This is a genomic window from Streptomyces sp. Tue6028 (genome assembly GCF_002300165.1).
Lineage (GTDB): Bacteria > Actinomycetota > Actinomycetes > Streptomycetales > Streptomycetaceae > Streptomyces > Streptomyces siamensis.
Genome location: NZ_MLCE01000022.1, coordinates 40,265 through 55,686 on the forward strand (window position 1 = coordinate 40,265; position 15,422 = coordinate 55,686).

Sequence of the window (15,422 nt, forward strand, 5' to 3'; positions counted from 1 at the left end):
TCGTGCGAGCGTACGTGGAGGGTGCGTCGGGTGCGGTCACTTCGCGTGCCGCACCGCGTAGATCATGACGAACGCCACGATGTGGATGCCGAAGAGGAAGTACGCCAGGTAGTACCAGACCATCCGCTCGTTCTTCTTCTCCTCGGCCAGGCGGCGTTGTTCGAGCGTGGGTGGGGTGGGTGGTTCTTCGGTGGCGGGTTCCGCAGTGCGTGGTTCTTCGGTGGTGGGTTCTTCGGCGGTGGGTTCTGCGGTGGGCGGTTCTGCGGCGGGGTCGGTCATCCGAGGTCCCGGTGGACCTTCGTGTTCGACGCCTGCGCGCGGGGGCGGACGACGAGCAGGTCGATGTTGACGTGGCTGGGCCGGGTCACCGCCCACGTGATGGTCTCCGCGACGTCGTCCGCCGTGAGCGGCTCGGCGACACCCGCGTACACCTTGGCGGCCTTCTCGGTGTCCCCGCCGAAGCGGGTCAGCGCGAACTCGTCCGTCTTGACCATGCCCGGCGCCACCTCGATCACGCGGACCGGTGTGCCGACGATCTCCAGGCGCAGGGTCTCGGCCAGCACGTGCTCGGCGTGCTTGGCCGCGACGTAGCCGCCACCGCCCTCGTACGTGCCGTGGCCCGCCGTCGAGGACAGCACCACCACGGTGCCGTCGCCGCTCGCGGTGAGCGCGGGCAGGAGGGCCTGCGTGATGTTCAGGGTGCCGATGACGTTCGTCTCGTACATCTGACGCCAGTCGGCGGGGTCGCCGGTCGACACCGGGTCCGCGCCGAGCGCGCCGCCCGCGTTGTTGACCAGGACGCCGATCGTCTTGAACGCGGTGGCGAACTCGTCGACCGCCGCGCGGTCCGTGACGTCGAGCGCGTACGCCGTCGCCTGGCCACCGGCCGCGCCGATCTCCTCCGCGAGCGCCTCGATGCGGTCCTTGCGGCGGGCCGTCAGCACGACGCGGTAGCCGGCCGCGGCGAGTTGCCTCGCCGTTGCCGCGCCGATACCGCTGCTCGCGCCGGTGACGACGGCGATGCGGGAGGGGGCGGCGGGCGCGGCGGGCGCGGTCATGTCTGGCTCCTCGGCTGGCGCGGTGGTGTCGCGGCGGTGTGCGCCGTGCGCGGCGATCGGTCCTGGCGGGGCGATCGGTTCCCGGCATCGGCTCTGTCAGGGTAGGCGACGGGGTCGGTGGGCGGCTCGACGGTCCGAGGGGTGGGGGGTCAGCCGCCGTTCCTCGGGGCCCACATGATCACGGCCATTCCGGCCAGACAGATCGCCGCCCCGGTGATGTCCCAGCGGTCGGGGCGGTAGCCGTCCGCGACCACTCCCCACAGGATCGATCCGGCGACGAAGATCCCGCCGTACGCCGCGAGGATGCGGCCGAAGTGCGCGTCCGGCTGGAAGGTGGCGACGAAGCCGTAGGCGCCGAGGGCGAGGACGCCGCCGGTGATCCAGAGCCAGCCGCGGTGCTCGCGCAGGCCCTGCCAGATCAGCCATGCGCCGCCGATCTCGAAGAGGGCGGCGACGACGAAGAGGGCTGCTGAGCGGGCGATGAGCATGCGGTCACTCTTGCATGGGGGTGTGGGGTGGGTTGCGGGGCGTGGGTGGGGTTGGTGAGGGGTGGGTTGCGGTGCGTGGGTGGGGTTGGTGAGGGGTGGGTTGCGGTGCGTGGCGCTTCACCTGATGGACGGCGCCTGGGGGGTGGCTGGGGTGGGATACATCCACGTGACGGACGCGGTGGCCCTAGCGGAGGTAATGACGTCATGTGGGTGCGGACGCTGTGTGTGGTGGGTGCGGGCGTGGGGCTCGCGGTGGCGGGCGTGACTCCGGTGAGCGCGGCGGCTCCCGAGGCCGATCTCGCCTATCACGGGCGGGTGTCCATGGACGCGGGGCGCGTTGCCCTGCGGTTGACGCCGCGGAACCACGGGCCGAACGCCGTCATGGACGCGACGGTGCGGCTGCGCTGGTCGGCCGCGCTGGCCGATGTGCAGTGGCTGCCGGACGGCTGTGCGCGGACGGGGGCGCGGGACCTGGTGTGCCGGACCGGGGCGCTGTCCGCGGACGGGGCGGGGCGGGAGATCCGGATGTCGGTGCTGCTGAAAGGGGCGCCCACGGAGGTGACGCTGGGGATCGACACCGTGTGGGGTGGCGGGGCGGTGGATTCCAACCGGGCCAATGACCGGCAGCGGGTGCTGGTGCTGGACACGGGGGACTTCTACGCCTTCTAGGAGTTCGGGCCGTGTGCCTCCGGGGCGTGTGCCTCCGGGTCGTTTCGCCGTCTGTCCGGTGGGTGGGTTGCCTCCGGGCCGGTGGGTGGGTTGCCTCCGGTTCGGTGGGTGGGCCCCGCCTCCGGTCCGGTGGGTGGGTCGGGTCCGTGCCGGTGATCCGCCCGTTGCAGCCCTTGTGTGGTCCGGCGATTCAGTGCGGTGGGTTGGTGGCGCCGTCCGCAACGGGCATGTGATGCACCGGCACGGCCCCTTCCGTGAGAGGGCGGGTGCGGGTGCGTCCGGGGTGCGGCTCCTGTGGGGAGGGGGCGGGTGCGTCCGGGGTGCGGCTCCTTCCGTGAGGGGGCGGGTGCGGGTGCGTCCGGGGTGCGGCTCCTGTGGGGAGGGGGCGGGTGCGGGTGCGTCCGGGGGACCGTTCCTGCGGGAACGGACGGTGCGGGCGCTGTGGGGAGTGGGCCGGTGCGGTGGTGGTGCTTACGATGGTGTGTCCTGCTGAAAGGTGTGGTGATGGCGGCTCGGGAGCATCTGATGGGGGAGTTGGCCACGGTGTCGCGGCGCTACATGGCGTCGTACGCGCTCTTCAACCAGGCCGTCGCCGATCATCTGAACCTGCATCCGACCGATCTGCAGTGCGTGAACCTGCTCAGCCTGGAGGACGGGCCCGTGACGATCGGGCGGATCGGGGAGCTGACCGGGCTGACCACCGGGTCGGCGACCCGGCTGGTGGACCGGCTGGAGAAGGCCGGGTACGTCGTGCGGCAACGCGACGCGGCCGACCGGCGGCGAGTGCTCGTGGCGGTCGTGCCGGAGAAGATGGCCGAGTTCGGGCGGATGTGGGACCGGCTGGGCGGCGGCTGGTTCGCCCTGTTCGACGGGCTCGAGGAAGAGGAACTCGCCCTGATCATCGGGCACATGCGGCGCACCGTGGAGTTCACCGGTGAGCAGATCGCCCGGCTGCGGGGCGGCGGCCTTCAGGGCGCGGAGTCGTAGCGCTCCCGGGCGTCGTTGACCTCCTCGATGTGCAGCTCCGCCCAGTCCTTCACGGCGGAGAGCAGGCAGCTGAGGCTGGCGCCGAGGGGCGTGAGTTCGTAGTCGACGCGGACGGGCACGGACGGGGTGACCGTGCGGGCGACGATCCCGTCGCGCTCCAGTGAACGCAGCGTCTGCGTCAGCATCTTGGGGCTGACGCCCGCGATCTTGCGGCCGAGGTCGCTGTAGCGCATGGATCCCCCGGCGAGCGCGCTGACGACCAGGCTGACCCACTTGTCGCTGATCCGGTCGAGGAGCTGGTTGGTGGGGCAGCTCTTGATGAACGCGTCGTACTCGACGCGTGCCTGCTCGCGCCGCTGGGCCGCGGTCGTGGTCGCCATGGCTCACCTCCGGGTGACGTACGCACCTTCAGGTGCCTACTTACTGATGGATAGTAACTCTTCCTAGGGTTGTTGCAACGGGAAAGAGACCCAGGAAGTGGGGAGCGTTGCCATGCGTGCGGTACTGGTGAATCGGTTCGGTGGGCCCGACGTCGTGGAGGTCGGTGAGGTCGAGGTGCCCGAGCCCGGGGCCGGTCAGGTACGGATCAAGGTGGCCGCCGCCGCCCTCAACCCGGTCGACGCGGGGGTGCGTGCCGGTGTCTTCGGCGGTGCGGGCAAGCGGCTCGGGCTCGGCTGGGACGTGGCCGGGACCGTCGACGCGGTGGGTGTGGCCACCGGGTGGAACGTGGGGGACGAGGTGGTGGCCCTGGCGTACGGGCCCGGCAAGACGCTCGGTACGCACGCCGACCACGTGGTCGTCGACGCCGGCGCGGTGGCGTCGGCGCCCGGCTCGGTCGACGCCGTGCACGCGGCGACGCTGCCGCTGAACGCGCTGACCGCCTCGCAGGCCCTCGACCTGCTCGGCCTGGAGCCGGGCCAGAGCCTGCTGGTCACCGGTGCCGCGGGTGCGGTGGGCGGGTACGCCGTCCAGCTCGCCGCCCACCGCGGTCTGACGGTGACGGGCGTGGCGCGGGCCGCCGACGAGGACCTCGTGCGGTCGCTGGGAGCCGACCGCTTCGGGCCGCAGGCCGCCGGTGTGGACGGGGTCCTGGACGCGGCGCTGCTCGGTGCCGCCGCGCTGGATTGGGTGCGCGACGGGGGCGCCTTCGTGGGGGTCATCCCGGGTGCTCACCCGGAGTCCGTGCGTGGGGTGCGGACCGGCTCGGTGGAGGTCGCGCCGGACGGGGCGCGTCTCGCGGAGCTGGTGCGGCTCGTCGACGCGGGGGTGCTGACGACGCGGGTCGCCGAGACCTACCCGCTGGACGAGGCGGCCAAGGCGCACGCGCGGCTGGCCGAGGGCGGGCTGCGGGGGCGGCTGGTGCTCGTCCCCTAGGGCAGGACTAGTGCTCCTCCTGCGCCTTGCGGGGAAGGAGCAGCACCAGGGGGCAGCACAGCAGGGCGACGGCGGTGACGGCGGCGAGGCTCACGGCGGTGGCGTGGGCCTCGCCGCCGTCCGTCCCGAAGTACAGGGTGGTGACCGCGGCGGCGCCGATCGCGTTGGCGAGCTGCTGGACCGCGCCGAGCGAGCCGCCCGCGCTGCCGGCCTCGGCGGGGGCGATGTCCCCGATGGTGACGTCGTACAGGGAGCCGAAGCAGGTGCCCATCCCGAGGCCGACGACCAGCAGGGGCGGGACGAGGGCCCAGGCGCCGGTACCGGTGCCGGAGCTCACGACGAGGGCGAGCAGCCAGCCGGTCCCGGCGGACGTGATCAGGAATCCGGCGAGGGTCAGCCGGCGGCCCAGTGTGCCGATCAGGCGGTAGCAGGCGATCGAGGCGACGACGATGCCGGCTGACAGGGGGGTCAGGCCGAGGGCGGCGCCCGCGGGGGACCGGCCGAGTCCTTGCTGGAGGAAGAGGGACACGACGTAGAGGAGTCCGGAGACCGCGGCGAAGAACGCGACGCCGGTCAGGAGTCCGGAGGTGAAGCCCCGGTTGTGCAGGAGGGAGGGCTGGATGAGGGGGGTCGCGGCGGTGCGCTGACGGTGGCAGAAGGCCGCGAAGAGGAGGAGTCCGGCGGTCACCAGGGCGGTGCTCCTGAGGGTCCAGCCGTGTGCGGAGCCGTCGATCAGGCCGGACAGCAGGCCGAGCATGGTGGCGGCGAGAAGGGCGGAGCCGGGGCCGTCGACGGTGACGGCGCGGTCGCCGCTGTCGCGCGGGAGCAGCCGGACGGCGGCGGCGAGCGCGGCGCCGCCGAGGAGCAGGTTGATGAGGAACATGGTGCGCCAGCCGAGGCCGGCGATGTCCGTGTCGATGAGGAAGCCGGCGAGGACCGGGCCGCCGACGGCCGAGAGGCCCATCACCGGTCCGAAGAGGCTGTACGCCTTGCCGATCTGGTCGCGGGGCCAGGCGACGCCGAGGATGCCGAAGCCCTGCGGGACGACGAGCGCGCCGAAGGCGCCCTGGACGAGGCGGGCGGCGACGAGGGTCCGGGGCTCGGGCGCCAGGCCGCAGGCGACCGAGGCGGCGGTGAAACCGGCGAGGCCGGTGAGGAAGAGGCGGCGACGGCCGTACTTGTCGCCGAGGCGTCCGCCGAGGACGAGGAGCACGCCGAGGGCGAGGGCGTAGGAGGCGCCGAGCCACTGGACGAGGCTCGTGCCGCCGTGCAGGTCCTCGGCGATCGTCGGGGCCGCGATGTTCGTGATGGTGGCGTCGAGGAGGTCGAGGACGTCGGCTGCGAGGACGACGGCCAGGATCGCCCAGCGGGTGCGTGCGGGCGGATGGACCGATTCTTTTGCGTTGTGCAGTATCTGTGTCACGCAGATAAATGTGCGGCACTTGGTACGGCGCGGTCAAGCGAATTGGTGACGGGGTGCGTCAGGAGGTCTGCTGCGCGGTCGCGTACACCGTCGGCGGCACGCCCACCGTCGCCGTGAAGTCCCGTACCAGGTGGGCCTGGTCGGCATAGCCGAGGTCGGCGGCGAGTGCGGCCCAGTCGACGTCCCGGCGGGTCCCGGCGAGTTCCAGGGCCTCGTGGATGCGGTAGCGCAGGATGATCCACTTGGGGCTGACGCCGACGTACGCGGAGAAGAGCCGCTGGAGCGCGCGTACCGAGAGGCCGGCCGAGCGGGCGAGGTCGCCGACGCGGCGCATCTCCCGGTCGGTGCGGATGCGGCCGACCAGTTCCCTGGCGAGGTCGGCCTGGGGGTCGGGCTCCGGGGCGAGCGAGAGCAGGACGGCGTCGAGCGCGGCCACCCGGGCGCGGTCGTCGGCGGGGGTCACGACCGAGCGGGCGGTGTCCTCCGGGGTCGCGGCGAAGACGGCCCGCGTGAACACGTCCTGGACCGGCAGTGCGTGGCCCGTCCATCGCGACACCGGCGCCCACGGGGCGAACGGCCGGAAGGCCCCGGGCCAGAACTTCGCCCCGCACACCCGGCCCCGCCCGGTCAGCTTCCGCGTGAACAGGCCGAGAGCGACACCGGTCACCTCGCCGTAGGGCGGGCCCTCGTCCTCGTCCCACTGGAACGTGACGTTCACCGACGGGTGCGGGACGACGTGCGAGGCGTACGGCTCCGGCAGGTCCCAGTCGATGAACCAGTACGTCTCCACGTGCCGGCGCAGCGCTTCGGCGGGTGGGTGGCGGCGGAACCGTACGCGGGTGAGCAGTGCGGACGGGTCGACGATCCCGCGGGTGTCGCGACGGGGTTCTGCCATGGCCGGATCGTACGTCGGCCGACGCGGCGGGGGGTGGGGACCGGACGGTCCGGAGGTGGGGGAATAGGTGGGGGCGGGGTGCGGTTCTGTGGGTATAGTTGAACCATCAACAACTTGGAGGGTGAGCAGCCATGCAGTTCGGGATCTTCACCGTCGGCGACGTCACGACCGACCCGACGAACGGCCGGACGCCGAGCGAGGGCGAGCGCATCAAGGCGATGCTCGCCATCGCGCAGAAGGCCGAGGAGGTCGGGCTCGACGTCTTCGCCACCGGCGAGCACCACAACCCGCCCTTCGTGCCGTCCTCGCCGACGACGATGCTCGGCTACATAGCCGCCCGCACGGAGAACCTCGTCCTGTCCACCTCCACGACCCTCATCACCACGAACGACCCGGTGAAGATCGCCGAGGACTTCGCGATGCTCCAGCACGTCGCGGACGGCCGCGTCGACCTGATGATGGGCCGCGGCAACACCGGTCCCGTCTACCCCTGGTTCGGCAAGGACATCCGCGAGGGCATCAACCTCGCCGTCGAGAACTACGCCCTGCTGCGCCGCCTGTGGGACGAGGACGTGGTGACCTGGGAGGGCAAGTTCCGCACGCCCCTCCAGTCCTTCACCTCCACCCCGCGCCCGCTCGACGGAGTCGCGCCCTTCGTGTGGCACGGCTCGATCCGGTCCCCCGAGATCGCCGAGCAGGCCGCCTACTACGGCGACGGCTTCTTCCACAACAACATCTTCTGGCCCGCCTCCCACACCAAGCAGATGGTGAACCTGTACCGCCAGCGCTACGCCCACTACGGGCACGGCACCCCGGAGCAGGCCATCGTCGGGCTCGGCGGCCAGGTGTTCATGCGGAAGAACTCCCAGGACGCCGTGCGCGAGTTCCGGCCGTACTTCGACAACGCGCCGGTCTACGGGCACGGGCCGTCCCTGGAGGACTTCACCGAGCAGACCCCGCTGACCGTGGGCTCGCCGCAGCAGGTGATCGAGAAGACCCTGTCCTTCCGGGAGTACGCCGGCGACTACCAGCGCCAGCTCTTCCTGATCGACCACGCGGGACTGCCGCTGAAGACCGTGCTCGAACAGCTCGACATGCTGGGCGAGGAGGTCGTGCCCGTCCTGCGCGAGGAGTTCGCCAAGGGGCGTCCGGCCGACGTGCCCGAGGCTCCCACCCACGCGGCCCGCGTGGCCGCCGCCAAGGAGGTGACCGTCGCATGAAGCTCGTCGTCGTCTCGGCGGGGCTGAGCTCCCCGTCGTCGACCCGGCTGCTCGCCGACCGGCTCGCCGCGGCGACCGCCCGGCACGCCGACGTCGACGTCCAGGTCGTCGAACTGCGCGACCTGGCCACCGACATCGCCCACCACATGGTCACCGGCTTCCCGGCGCGGCGCCTGGCCGCCGCGCTGGACGCGGTGGCCGCGGCGGACGGCCTGATCGCGGTGACGCCCGTCTTCTCGGCGTCCTACAGCGGGCTGTTCAAGTCCTTCTTCGACGTCATCGACAAGGACTCGCTGACCGGGAAGCCGGTGCTCGTCGGCGCGACCGGCGGCACCCCGCGCCACTCCCTGGTCACCGAGCACGCCCTGCGCCCGCTCTTCTCGTACCTGCGCGCCGTGGTCCTGCCGACCGCCGTCTACGCGGCCTCGGAGGACTGGGGCGACGAGGGACTGGAAGGGCGCATCGAACGGGCCGGCGCGGAGCTGGCCCGGTTCATGGGGGCGTCGGCGGCCGGGACGGTTCCCGGGGCCCGCGCGGAGACGGCCCCGGCGGTCCCGGACACCGACACGGCCGCGGCCATCGCGCCCCGCTCGCTCAAGGGCGCCGTCACCTCGGTGGACTCGGCCGACGCGTTCACGGTCGTCCCCTTCGAGCAGCAGCTCGCGGCGCTGCGGCCGTAGCGCCGCGAGGCCCGTGGCGGGCTTCGCCCCGGAGGTGTGATCCGGGTAAGAAGCCCTCCGCACCCATGATCATCAGGTGGTGTGCCGCCACGGGCTTGGCAGACTGGTGGGGTGCCCCAGACTGTGCTGCTCGCCGAGGACGACCGCGCCATCCGCCACGCCCTGGAGAGGGCGCTGACGCTGGAGGGGTACGAGGTGACGGCCGTCGCCGACGGCGTCGAGGCGCTCGCGCAGGCCCACCGCACCCCGCCGGACGTGCTCGTGCTGGACGTGATGATGCCCGGCATCGACGGCCTCCAGGTGTGCCGCGTGCTGCGCGCGGAGGGCGACCGCACGCCGATCCTCATGCTCACCGCGCTCGTCGAGACCGCCGACCGCATCGCCGGCCTCGACGCCGGTGCCGACGACTACGTGGTCAAGCCGTTCGACGTCGAGGAGGTCTTCGCCCGGCTGCGCGCCCTGCTGCGCCGCACCGGCGACCGCGCCGACGGCGCGACACCGGACCCGGCGCCCGCGCCGGCCGCCGCCGCGAAGGACACCCCGGGGCAGGTCGCCGCCGCGGGCATCCGCATGGACGTCCAGGCACGGCGGGCCTGGCGCGGGCAGCGGGAGCTGGAACTGACCCGCACCGAGTTCGAACTCCTCGAACTCCTCGTCCGCAACACCGGCATCGTCCTCGACCACGCCACCATCTACGACCGCATCTGGGGCTACGACTTCGGACCCGGCTCCAAGAACCTCGCCGTGTACGTCGGCTACCTACGGCGCAAGCTCGACCAGCCGGGGGCGCCGGCGCTCATCCACACGGTGCGGGGCGTGGGGTACGTGCTGAGGGAGGACTGAGTGCCGCGCCGGCCCACCGCGGGCGGTGCGGGGTGGATCAGGTTCCCCCGGACCAGATTCCGGCGGGTGTCCTCCCTGCGGGCCACCTTCACCCTGTCCTTCGCGGCCGTCGCCGCCGCCGTCACCGTCCTCGTCGGCTTCCTCAGCTACGACGCCGCCGCCCGGCTCGTGCGCGTCGACCAGCAGACCGTCTTCGCGGAGGTCGTCCAGGACCTGCGCGACCAGGTGCGCGAGCGGGCCCTGTACCCGGCCGACTTCGCCGCCTCCGACTCCGATCACGACGGGCCGCTCGACGACATCATCCGGCCCAGCCGCACCGATGTGCAGGTCCTCGGCCCCGGCGGCGTGATCGTCGACCGGGGCAGCCCGCCGCTGCCCGTGCGCGCCGCGGACCGGGCCGTCGCCGACCACGGGACGGCGGGCGGGCTGGACGAGCACAAGGAGGTCGACGTCCGGGGCGACCGCTACCGGGTCGCCACGGTCGCCCTCGGCGGCGGGCGGGGCGCGGTGCAGGTGGCCCAGCAGTTCAGCGACACCGAGGACCTGCTGCGCGAACTCCAGCAGCGGACCGTGCTGCTCGTCGCGGCCGTCGTCGTCGCCGCGGGACTGTTCGGCTGGTGGCTGGCCCGGCGCATCACCCGCCGTCTGGTCCGGCTCGCCGGGGCCGCCGAGGACGTCGCCCGCACCGGCCGCCTCGGCATCCAGGTGCCCGTCACCGGATACGACGAGGTCGGCCGGCTCGGCCGTTCCTTCGACCGGATGCTGGTGCGGCTCGCCCAGTCCGAGGAGGACCAGCGGCGGCTGGTCCAGGACGCGGGCCACGAACTGCGGACGCCGCTGACCTCGCTGCGCACCAACATCTCCATGCTCCGGCGCATCGACGAACTGCCGCCCGGCGTCCGGGAGGAACTCGTCGCCGACCTCGCCCTGGAGTCCCGCGAGCTGACCGACCTCGTCAACGAACTCGTCGCGCTGGCCGCCGGGCGGTCCGACACCGAGCCCGTCCGGCGGCTCGACCTCGCGGAGCTCGCCGAGGACGTCGCGATCGTCGCGCGGCGCCGGTCCGGGCGGGACATCACGGTCACCGCGCGCGGCGACACGACCGTGGAGGGGCGGCCCACCGCGCTGCAACGGGCGGTCTCCAACCTCGTGGAGAACGCGGCGAAGTTCGACCGGGTCGGGGCGGCGCCGATCGAGGTGGTGGTGTCGGGCCGGCGGCCGGGCGCGGAGGCGGGCGTGGACCCGTCCGCTCCGGGTGCGGGGCATCCCGGGCCCGCGCGGGTCGAGGTGCTCGACCGGGGGCCGGGGATGGCGGACGAGGACCTCATCCGCGTCTTCGACCGGTTCTACCGGGCCGCCGACGCGCGGAGTCTGCCCGGGTCGGGGCTCGGTCTGTCCATCGTCCGCGAGGTGGCCACGGCGCACGGGGGCGCGGCGTTCGCCTTCCGGCGGGAGGGCGGGGGCACGGTGATCGGGTTCACCGTGGGGGTGCAGCGGGCCGGGGACGGCGGCCGGTAGCCGATGCCCGGCCCCGGCGCCCCGCGGAGCCCGCCGGTCAGCCCACGTGGACCCGGGGGCGGCGGGAGCGGTCCGGCTCGGCCTCGCGGAGGACCTCCCGGGTGACGGGGGCGACCTCGCCCTGCCCGAAGAGGAAGAAGCGGAGGAAGTTGGTGAACGGGTCGCCCTCGGTCCACTCGAAGTAGATGTGCGGGGTGCACCGGGTGGAGTCGCGGACGTGCAGCAGCAGCGCGGCCAGTGCGTTGGGGATGGACGCCGACTCCAGGGTCAGCACGCGGTAGCGGTCGTGCAGCACCTCGCCGCGGACGGTGAGACCCGTCTCGAACTCCGAGGGGTCCAGCACGGTGACCTCGACGAACACGAAGTCCTCCTGCATGGGGACGTCGTTGTCCTGCCGGATCTGCTCGATCTTCTCGCGGTACTCGGCCTTGTCCCGCTGTCCGGGCTCGTTGGCGATGAACCGGATGCGGCGGCTGGACATGTCTCTGATGAATCGTTCCGCCATGTTGTCGAGCGTCACACTGGTGACGCGCAGCTCGAAGGCGCGGGCGAGCCGGGACAGCAGCGAGACCAGGATGATCCCCGCGATGAAGCAGGCACCGATCTTCACGCCGTCCGGCCGCTCGATGACGTTCACGACGGTCGTGTACAGGAACACCGCGGAGATCACCGCGAAGCCGACGGTCCAGCCCCGCTGGCGTGCCTTGCGCGCGGCGATGGTCACCGCGATGGCGGCGGAGCTGATGAGCACCAGCACACCGGTGGCGTACGCGCCGCCCTGCGCGTCGACGTCCGCGTCGAAGATCCAGGTGACCAGGAACGCGACCAGGATGAAGACGATCACCATGGGACGTACGGCGCGCGCCCAGTGCGGGGCCATGCCGTAGCGGGGCAGGTAGCGGGGCATCAGGTTGAGCAGCCCGGCCATGGCGGAGGCGCCGGCGAACCACAGGATCGCGATGGTGGAGGCGTCGTAGACCGTGCCGAAGGCGTTGCCCAGGTACTCGTGCGCCAGGTAGGCCAGCGCGCGCCCGTTGGCCTGGCCGCCCGACTTGAACTCGTCCTCCGGGATCAGGAGCGTCGTGATGAAGCTCGTGCAGATCAGGAAGACGCTCATGATCACGGCGGCGGTGGTCAGCAGCTTCTTCGTGCCGCGGATACGGCCGGTCGGCTTCTCCTCGGTGTCCGTCGGGTCGCCCTCGACGTGGGGCATCACCGCGACGCCGGTCTCGAAGCCGGAGAGGCCGAGCGCCAGTTTCGGGAAGACCAGGAGGGCCACACCGACCATGGCGAAGACGTTGCCGTGCTCCGTGGTGAGGGCGCTGGACCAGTCGGTGATCACATGGCCCGCGGTGATCACGTGCCACAGGCCGCTGATCACGACCACGAGGTTGAGCGACAGATAGATCCCGACGAGGACGACGGCGACGCCGATCGCCTCCAGGAATCCCTTGAGGAAGACCGCGCCCAGCAGGGCGACGAGTATCAGGGTGATCAGCATCTGCTTGTCGTGCAGGACGCTGGTCAGATGCGGGTTCTCCACCAGGTGGGTGGAGGCGTCCGCCGCGGAGAGAGTGATGGTGATCAGGAAGTCGGTGGCGGCGAAGCCGAGCAGGGTGAGGACGAACAGCTTGCCCTTCCAGAACGACAGCAGCCGTTCCAGCATGGCGATCGAGCCCTCGCCGCGCGGGCTCTCCTCGGCCACCCGGCGGTACACGGGAAGTGCACCCGCGAGGGTGACGATCACCAGCACGATGGTCGCGATGGGCGACAGCAGTCCGGCCGCCAGTGCGGCGATGCCCGGCTGGTATCCGAGGGTGGAGAAGTAGTCGACGCCGGTCAGGCACATCACCCGCCACCACCGCTGGCCCTTGTGGGCCTGCTCCGGCGTGGCCTGCGCCCCCTGAGGGGTCTTGGCCATGTCGGACAGGCCTTCCAGCATCCAGGCCCGCAAGCGGTTCGCCCGGGCGGGTGTGGTGGTGGCCATCGGTGCGTGCTCCTGACAGGCGGCTCTGCGATCGGTATCCGGCCATCGCGGAGACGGCGAGACCAGCGTATGCAGAGAGTGATCCCGGGGCCCGTGGATGTGAGGGCCGAACGCATCAAGACCGCGTTAAGACGCATCAAGGCCGCGTCAAGATCTACTGGTCAACCGCGTCAGGATGTGCCGGTCACCCACGTCGTCCGTCGCGCGAGCCGGCCGGCCGCGTCCCCCGGGGCACACCGCGGCGGACCGCGCCGGGCGCCCGGGGCGTCGGACGGTTCGCCCGCTCCGAGGAGGTGAGCTGCCAGGGAACGCTGGTGATCATCACGCCCGGGGTGAAGAGCAGCCGGCTCTTGAGCCACAGCGCCGACTGGTTGTGCAGCAGGTTCTCCCACCAGTGGCCGACGACGTACTCGGGGACGAAGACGGCGACGAGGTCGCGGGGGCTCTCCCGGCGGATGGAGCGGACGTACTCGACGACGGGCCGGGTCACCTCGCGGTAGGGGGAGTCGATGATCTTCAGCGGTACGTCGATGCCGTACTCCTCCCAGCTTTCGCGCAGCGCCGTCGCCTCCTCGCGGTCGACGGAGACGGTGAGCGCCTCCAGCTGGTCGGGGCGGAAGGCACGCGCGTACGAAAGGGCCCGCAGGGTCGGCTTGTGCAGCCGGGAGACCAGCACGATGCCCAGCACCCGGGACGGCGGTACGAGTTCGCTCCGGGGGTCGTCGACCGCCAGCTCCGCGCCGACGGCGTCGTAGTGCCGCCGGATCCCGCGCATCATCACCCACAGCACCGTCGCCGCGAGCACCGCCAGCCACGCGCCCTCGGTGAACTTCGTCGCCAGGACGATGACGAGGACCAGTCCGGTGACCACCGCGCCCACGGCGTTGACCACCCGTGCCGAGTGGTGGCGCCGCCGCGTGGCGGGGTCGCGCTCCGAGCGGAGCTCGTCGTTCCAGTGCCGGACCATGCCCAGCTGGGAGAGCGTGAAGGAGGTGAACACGCCCAGGATGTAGAGGTGGATGAGGCTCGTGACGTTCGCCCGGTAGCCCCACAGCAGCAGGCCCGCGACGAGTGCGAGGGCCAGGATGCCGTTGGAGAACGCCAGTCGGTCGCCCCGGTTGTGCAGCTGGCGGGGCAGGTAGCGGTGCTGGGCGAGGATCGACGCCAGCAGCGGGAAGCCGTTGAACGCGGTGTTCGCCGCCAGGATCAGGACCAGTGCCGTCGTCGCCTGGATGAGGTAGAAGCCGACGCTGTGTTCGCCGCCGAAGACCGCCGCCGCGATCTGCGCGATCACCGTGCGCTGGGTGTACGACGAGCAGTCGCCGTCCAGCCCCGTCAGCCGGCAGGCGTCGTCGGTGATGTGCACCTTGGAGACCATCGCCAGGGTGGTGACGCCGGCGAACATCGCGATCGCGGTGGCGCCCATCGCCGCCATCGTGGTGGCCGCGTTCTTCGGCTTCGGCTTGCGGAAGGCCGGTACGCCGTTGGAGATCGCCTCCACACCGGTCAGCGCCGTGCATCCGGAGGAGAAGGCGCGCAGCACCAGCATCAGCAGGGCCAGACCGGCGAGATGAGCGTCGCCGGGCGCGGGGCTGATGCCGTACCGCGCGCTCTCGGCGACCGGCGCGTTCCCGAGGAGGTAGCGGACCAGTCCGGTGATCACCATGATCAGGACGCCGCCGATGAACAGGTACGTCGGCGAGGCGAACGCCCGCCCCGACTCGCGCACGCCCCGCAGGTTCATCGCGGTGAGCAGCGCGACGAAGAGGATCGCGAGCGGGACGCGCTGGCCGACGAGCCCGGGGACGGCCGAGATGATGTTGTCGACCCCGGAGGCGACGGACACGGCCACCGTCATCACGTAGTCGACGAGGAGCGAGGCCGCGACGACCAGACCGGCGGACGGGCCGAGGTTCGTCGAGACCACCTCGTACGAGCCGCCGCCGCTCGGATAGGCGTGCACCACCTGGCGGTACGACAGCACCACGACCGTCATCAGCGCCACGACCGCGGCCGCGATCCACGGCGTGAAGTGCAGATACGTCAGCCCGCCGAGGGTGAGGACGAGCAGGATCTCCTGGGTCGCGTACGCCACCGACGACAGCGGGTCCGAGGCGAAGATCGGCAGGGCGAGCCGCTTGGGCAGCAGCGTCTCGTGCAGCTCCTCGCTGCGCATGGCCCGGCCGATCACCAGCCGCTTCAGGATCGCCGTCACGTTGAGCACGGCCGGAGCGTAAGCCGGGGGACGGGGGCCTGCGGGGAGTCTGACGGCGCCGTCGG

At 72.0% G+C, this 15,422-nt stretch carries 15 protein-coding genes; 7 read left to right on the plus strand and 8 right to left on the minus strand.

Going from position 1 to position 15,422, the window contains the following annotated elements:
- Nucleotides 1-36: 36 nt before the first annotated feature.
- From BKI49_RS21050 to BKI49_RS21060, 3 genes are all read right to left on the minus strand, one after another.
- A complete protein-coding gene (locus BKI49_RS21050; protein WP_095935841.1) occupies nt 37-279 on the minus strand; it encodes a hypothetical protein in 243 nt (80 codons plus the stop codon).
- Nucleotides 276-1,058, minus strand: coding sequence for an SDR family NAD(P)-dependent oxidoreductase (locus tag BKI49_RS21055; RefSeq protein WP_095935842.1), 783 nt, complete (start codon nt 1,056-1,058; stop codon nt 276-278). The genes BKI49_RS21050 and BKI49_RS21055 overlap by 4 nt, the downstream gene beginning before the upstream one ends.
- A 149-nt stretch (nt 1,059-1,207) precedes the next feature.
- Complete coding sequence (locus BKI49_RS21060; RefSeq protein WP_095935843.1) at nt 1,208-1,546, minus strand: YnfA family protein; 339 nt, start codon at nt 1,544-1,546, stop codon at nt 1,208-1,210.
- Between the two features lie 204 nt (nt 1,547-1,750).
- On the opposite strand from BKI49_RS21060, the gene BKI49_RS21065 reads away from it, so the two are divergent.
- On the plus strand, nt 1,751-2,215 hold the full coding sequence (locus tag BKI49_RS21065) for a hypothetical protein (RefSeq protein ID WP_095935844.1): 465 nt from the start codon (nt 1,751-1,753) through the stop codon (nt 2,213-2,215).
- 504 nt (nt 2,216-2,719) lie between these two features.
- The gene (locus BKI49_RS21070) at nt 2,720-3,202 is read left to right on the plus strand and encodes a MarR family winged helix-turn-helix transcriptional regulator (RefSeq protein ID WP_257004894.1); all 483 of its coding nucleotides are present in this window, start codon (nt 2,720-2,722) and stop codon (nt 3,200-3,202) included.
- On the opposite strand, the gene BKI49_RS21075 is transcribed toward BKI49_RS21070, so the two are convergent.
- Nucleotides 3,184-3,582 (minus strand): winged helix-turn-helix transcriptional regulator, encoded by a 399-nt coding sequence (locus BKI49_RS21075; RefSeq protein ID WP_095935846.1) that lies wholly within the window; start codon nt 3,580-3,582, stop codon nt 3,184-3,186. The genes BKI49_RS21070 and BKI49_RS21075 overlap by 19 nt on opposite strands.
- A gap of 112 nt (nt 3,583-3,694) precedes the next feature.
- On the opposite strand from BKI49_RS21075, the gene BKI49_RS21080 reads away from it, so the two are divergent.
- Nucleotides 3,695-4,576 carry an NADP-dependent oxidoreductase gene (locus BKI49_RS21080; protein ID WP_095935847.1) on the plus strand — a complete coding sequence of 294 codons (882 nt, stop codon included), beginning with the start codon at nt 3,695-3,697 and terminating at the stop codon, nt 4,574-4,576.
- Nucleotides 4,577-4,583: 7 nt separating this feature from the next.
- Here the strand turns inward: BKI49_RS21080 and BKI49_RS21085 are convergent, their stop codons facing one another.
- Both BKI49_RS21085 and BKI49_RS21090 read right to left on the minus strand, forming a co-directional pair.
- The gene (locus BKI49_RS21085; RefSeq protein ID WP_095935848.1) at nt 4,584-5,999 is read right to left on the minus strand and encodes an MFS transporter; all 1,416 of its coding nucleotides are present in this window, start codon (nt 5,997-5,999) and stop codon (nt 4,584-4,586) included.
- A gap of 58 nt (nt 6,000-6,057) precedes the next feature.
- Nucleotides 6,058-6,894, minus strand: coding sequence for a helix-turn-helix domain-containing protein (locus tag BKI49_RS21090; protein ID WP_095935849.1), 837 nt, complete (start codon nt 6,892-6,894; stop codon nt 6,058-6,060).
- Between the two features lie 131 nt (nt 6,895-7,025).
- Here BKI49_RS21090 and BKI49_RS21095 point away from each other — a divergent pair, with 131 nt between their 5' ends.
- From BKI49_RS21095 to BKI49_RS21110, 4 genes are all read left to right on the plus strand, one after another.
- Nucleotides 7,026-8,114, plus strand: coding sequence for an LLM class flavin-dependent oxidoreductase (locus tag BKI49_RS21095; RefSeq protein ID WP_095935850.1), 1,089 nt, complete (start codon nt 7,026-7,028; stop codon nt 8,112-8,114).
- Complete coding sequence (locus BKI49_RS21100) at nt 8,111-8,794, plus strand: CE1759 family FMN reductase (protein WP_095935851.1); 684 nt, start codon at nt 8,111-8,113, stop codon at nt 8,792-8,794. Before BKI49_RS21095 ends, BKI49_RS21100 begins: the two co-directional genes overlap by 4 nt.
- Nucleotides 8,795-8,905: 111 nt before the next feature.
- The gene (locus BKI49_RS21105) at nt 8,906-9,637 is read left to right on the plus strand and encodes a response regulator transcription factor (protein WP_095935852.1); all 732 of its coding nucleotides are present in this window, start codon (nt 8,906-8,908) and stop codon (nt 9,635-9,637) included.
- Between the two features lie 66 nt (nt 9,638-9,703).
- Nucleotides 9,704-11,155: a HAMP domain-containing sensor histidine kinase gene (locus BKI49_RS21110; RefSeq protein ID WP_179332518.1), complete on the plus strand. Its 1,452-nt coding sequence runs from the start codon at nt 9,704-9,706 to the stop codon at nt 11,153-11,155.
- A gap of 37 nt (nt 11,156-11,192) precedes the next feature.
- Here BKI49_RS21110 and BKI49_RS21115 read toward each other — a convergent pair whose 3' ends face one another.
- Together BKI49_RS21115 and BKI49_RS21120 are read right to left on the minus strand one after the other, a co-directional pair.
- Nucleotides 11,193-13,142: an APC family permease gene (locus tag BKI49_RS21115; RefSeq protein ID WP_095935853.1), complete on the minus strand. Its 1,950-nt coding sequence runs from the start codon at nt 13,140-13,142 to the stop codon at nt 11,193-11,195.
- A 184-nt stretch (nt 13,143-13,326) separates the two neighbouring features.
- A complete protein-coding gene (locus BKI49_RS21120; RefSeq protein WP_095935854.1) occupies nt 13,327-15,366 on the minus strand; it encodes an amino acid permease in 2,040 nt (679 codons plus the stop codon).
- Nucleotides 15,367-15,422 lie beyond the last annotated feature (56 nt).

What these genes read in the sequence shown, in the direction of transcription:
- BKI49_RS21050 (WP_095935841.1), bottom strand. Translation starts at nt 279, where the DNA reads ATGACCGACCCCGCCGCAGAACCGCCCACCGCAGAACCCACCGCCGAA.
- BKI49_RS21055 (WP_095935842.1), bottom strand. Translation starts at nt 1,058, where the DNA reads ATGACCGCGCCCGCCGCGCCCGCCGCCCCCTCCCGCATCGCCGTCGTC.
- BKI49_RS21060 (WP_095935843.1), bottom strand. Translation starts at nt 1,546, where the DNA reads ATGCTCATCGCCCGCTCAGCAGCCCTCTTCGTCGTCGCCGCCCTCTTC.
- BKI49_RS21065 (WP_095935844.1), top strand. Translation starts at nt 1,751, where the DNA reads ATGTGGGTGCGGACGCTGTGTGTGGTGGGTGCGGGCGTGGGGCTCGCG.
- BKI49_RS21070 (WP_257004894.1), top strand. Translation starts at nt 2,720, where the DNA reads ATGGCGGCTCGGGAGCATCTGATGGGGGAGTTGGCCACGGTGTCGCGG.
- BKI49_RS21075 (WP_095935846.1), bottom strand. Translation starts at nt 3,582, where the DNA reads ATGGCGACCACGACCGCGGCCCAGCGGCGCGAGCAGGCACGCGTCGAG.
- BKI49_RS21080 (WP_095935847.1), top strand. Translation starts at nt 3,695, where the DNA reads ATGCGTGCGGTACTGGTGAATCGGTTCGGTGGGCCCGACGTCGTGGAG.
- BKI49_RS21090 (WP_095935849.1), bottom strand. Translation starts at nt 6,894, where the DNA reads ATGGCAGAACCCCGTCGCGACACCCGCGGGATCGTCGACCCGTCCGCA.
- BKI49_RS21095 (WP_095935850.1), top strand. Translation starts at nt 7,026, where the DNA reads ATGCAGTTCGGGATCTTCACCGTCGGCGACGTCACGACCGACCCGACG.
- BKI49_RS21100 (WP_095935851.1), top strand. Translation starts at nt 8,111, where the DNA reads ATGAAGCTCGTCGTCGTCTCGGCGGGGCTGAGCTCCCCGTCGTCGACC.
- BKI49_RS21115 (WP_095935853.1), bottom strand. Translation starts at nt 13,142, where the DNA reads ATGGCCACCACCACACCCGCCCGGGCGAACCGCTTGCGGGCCTGGATG.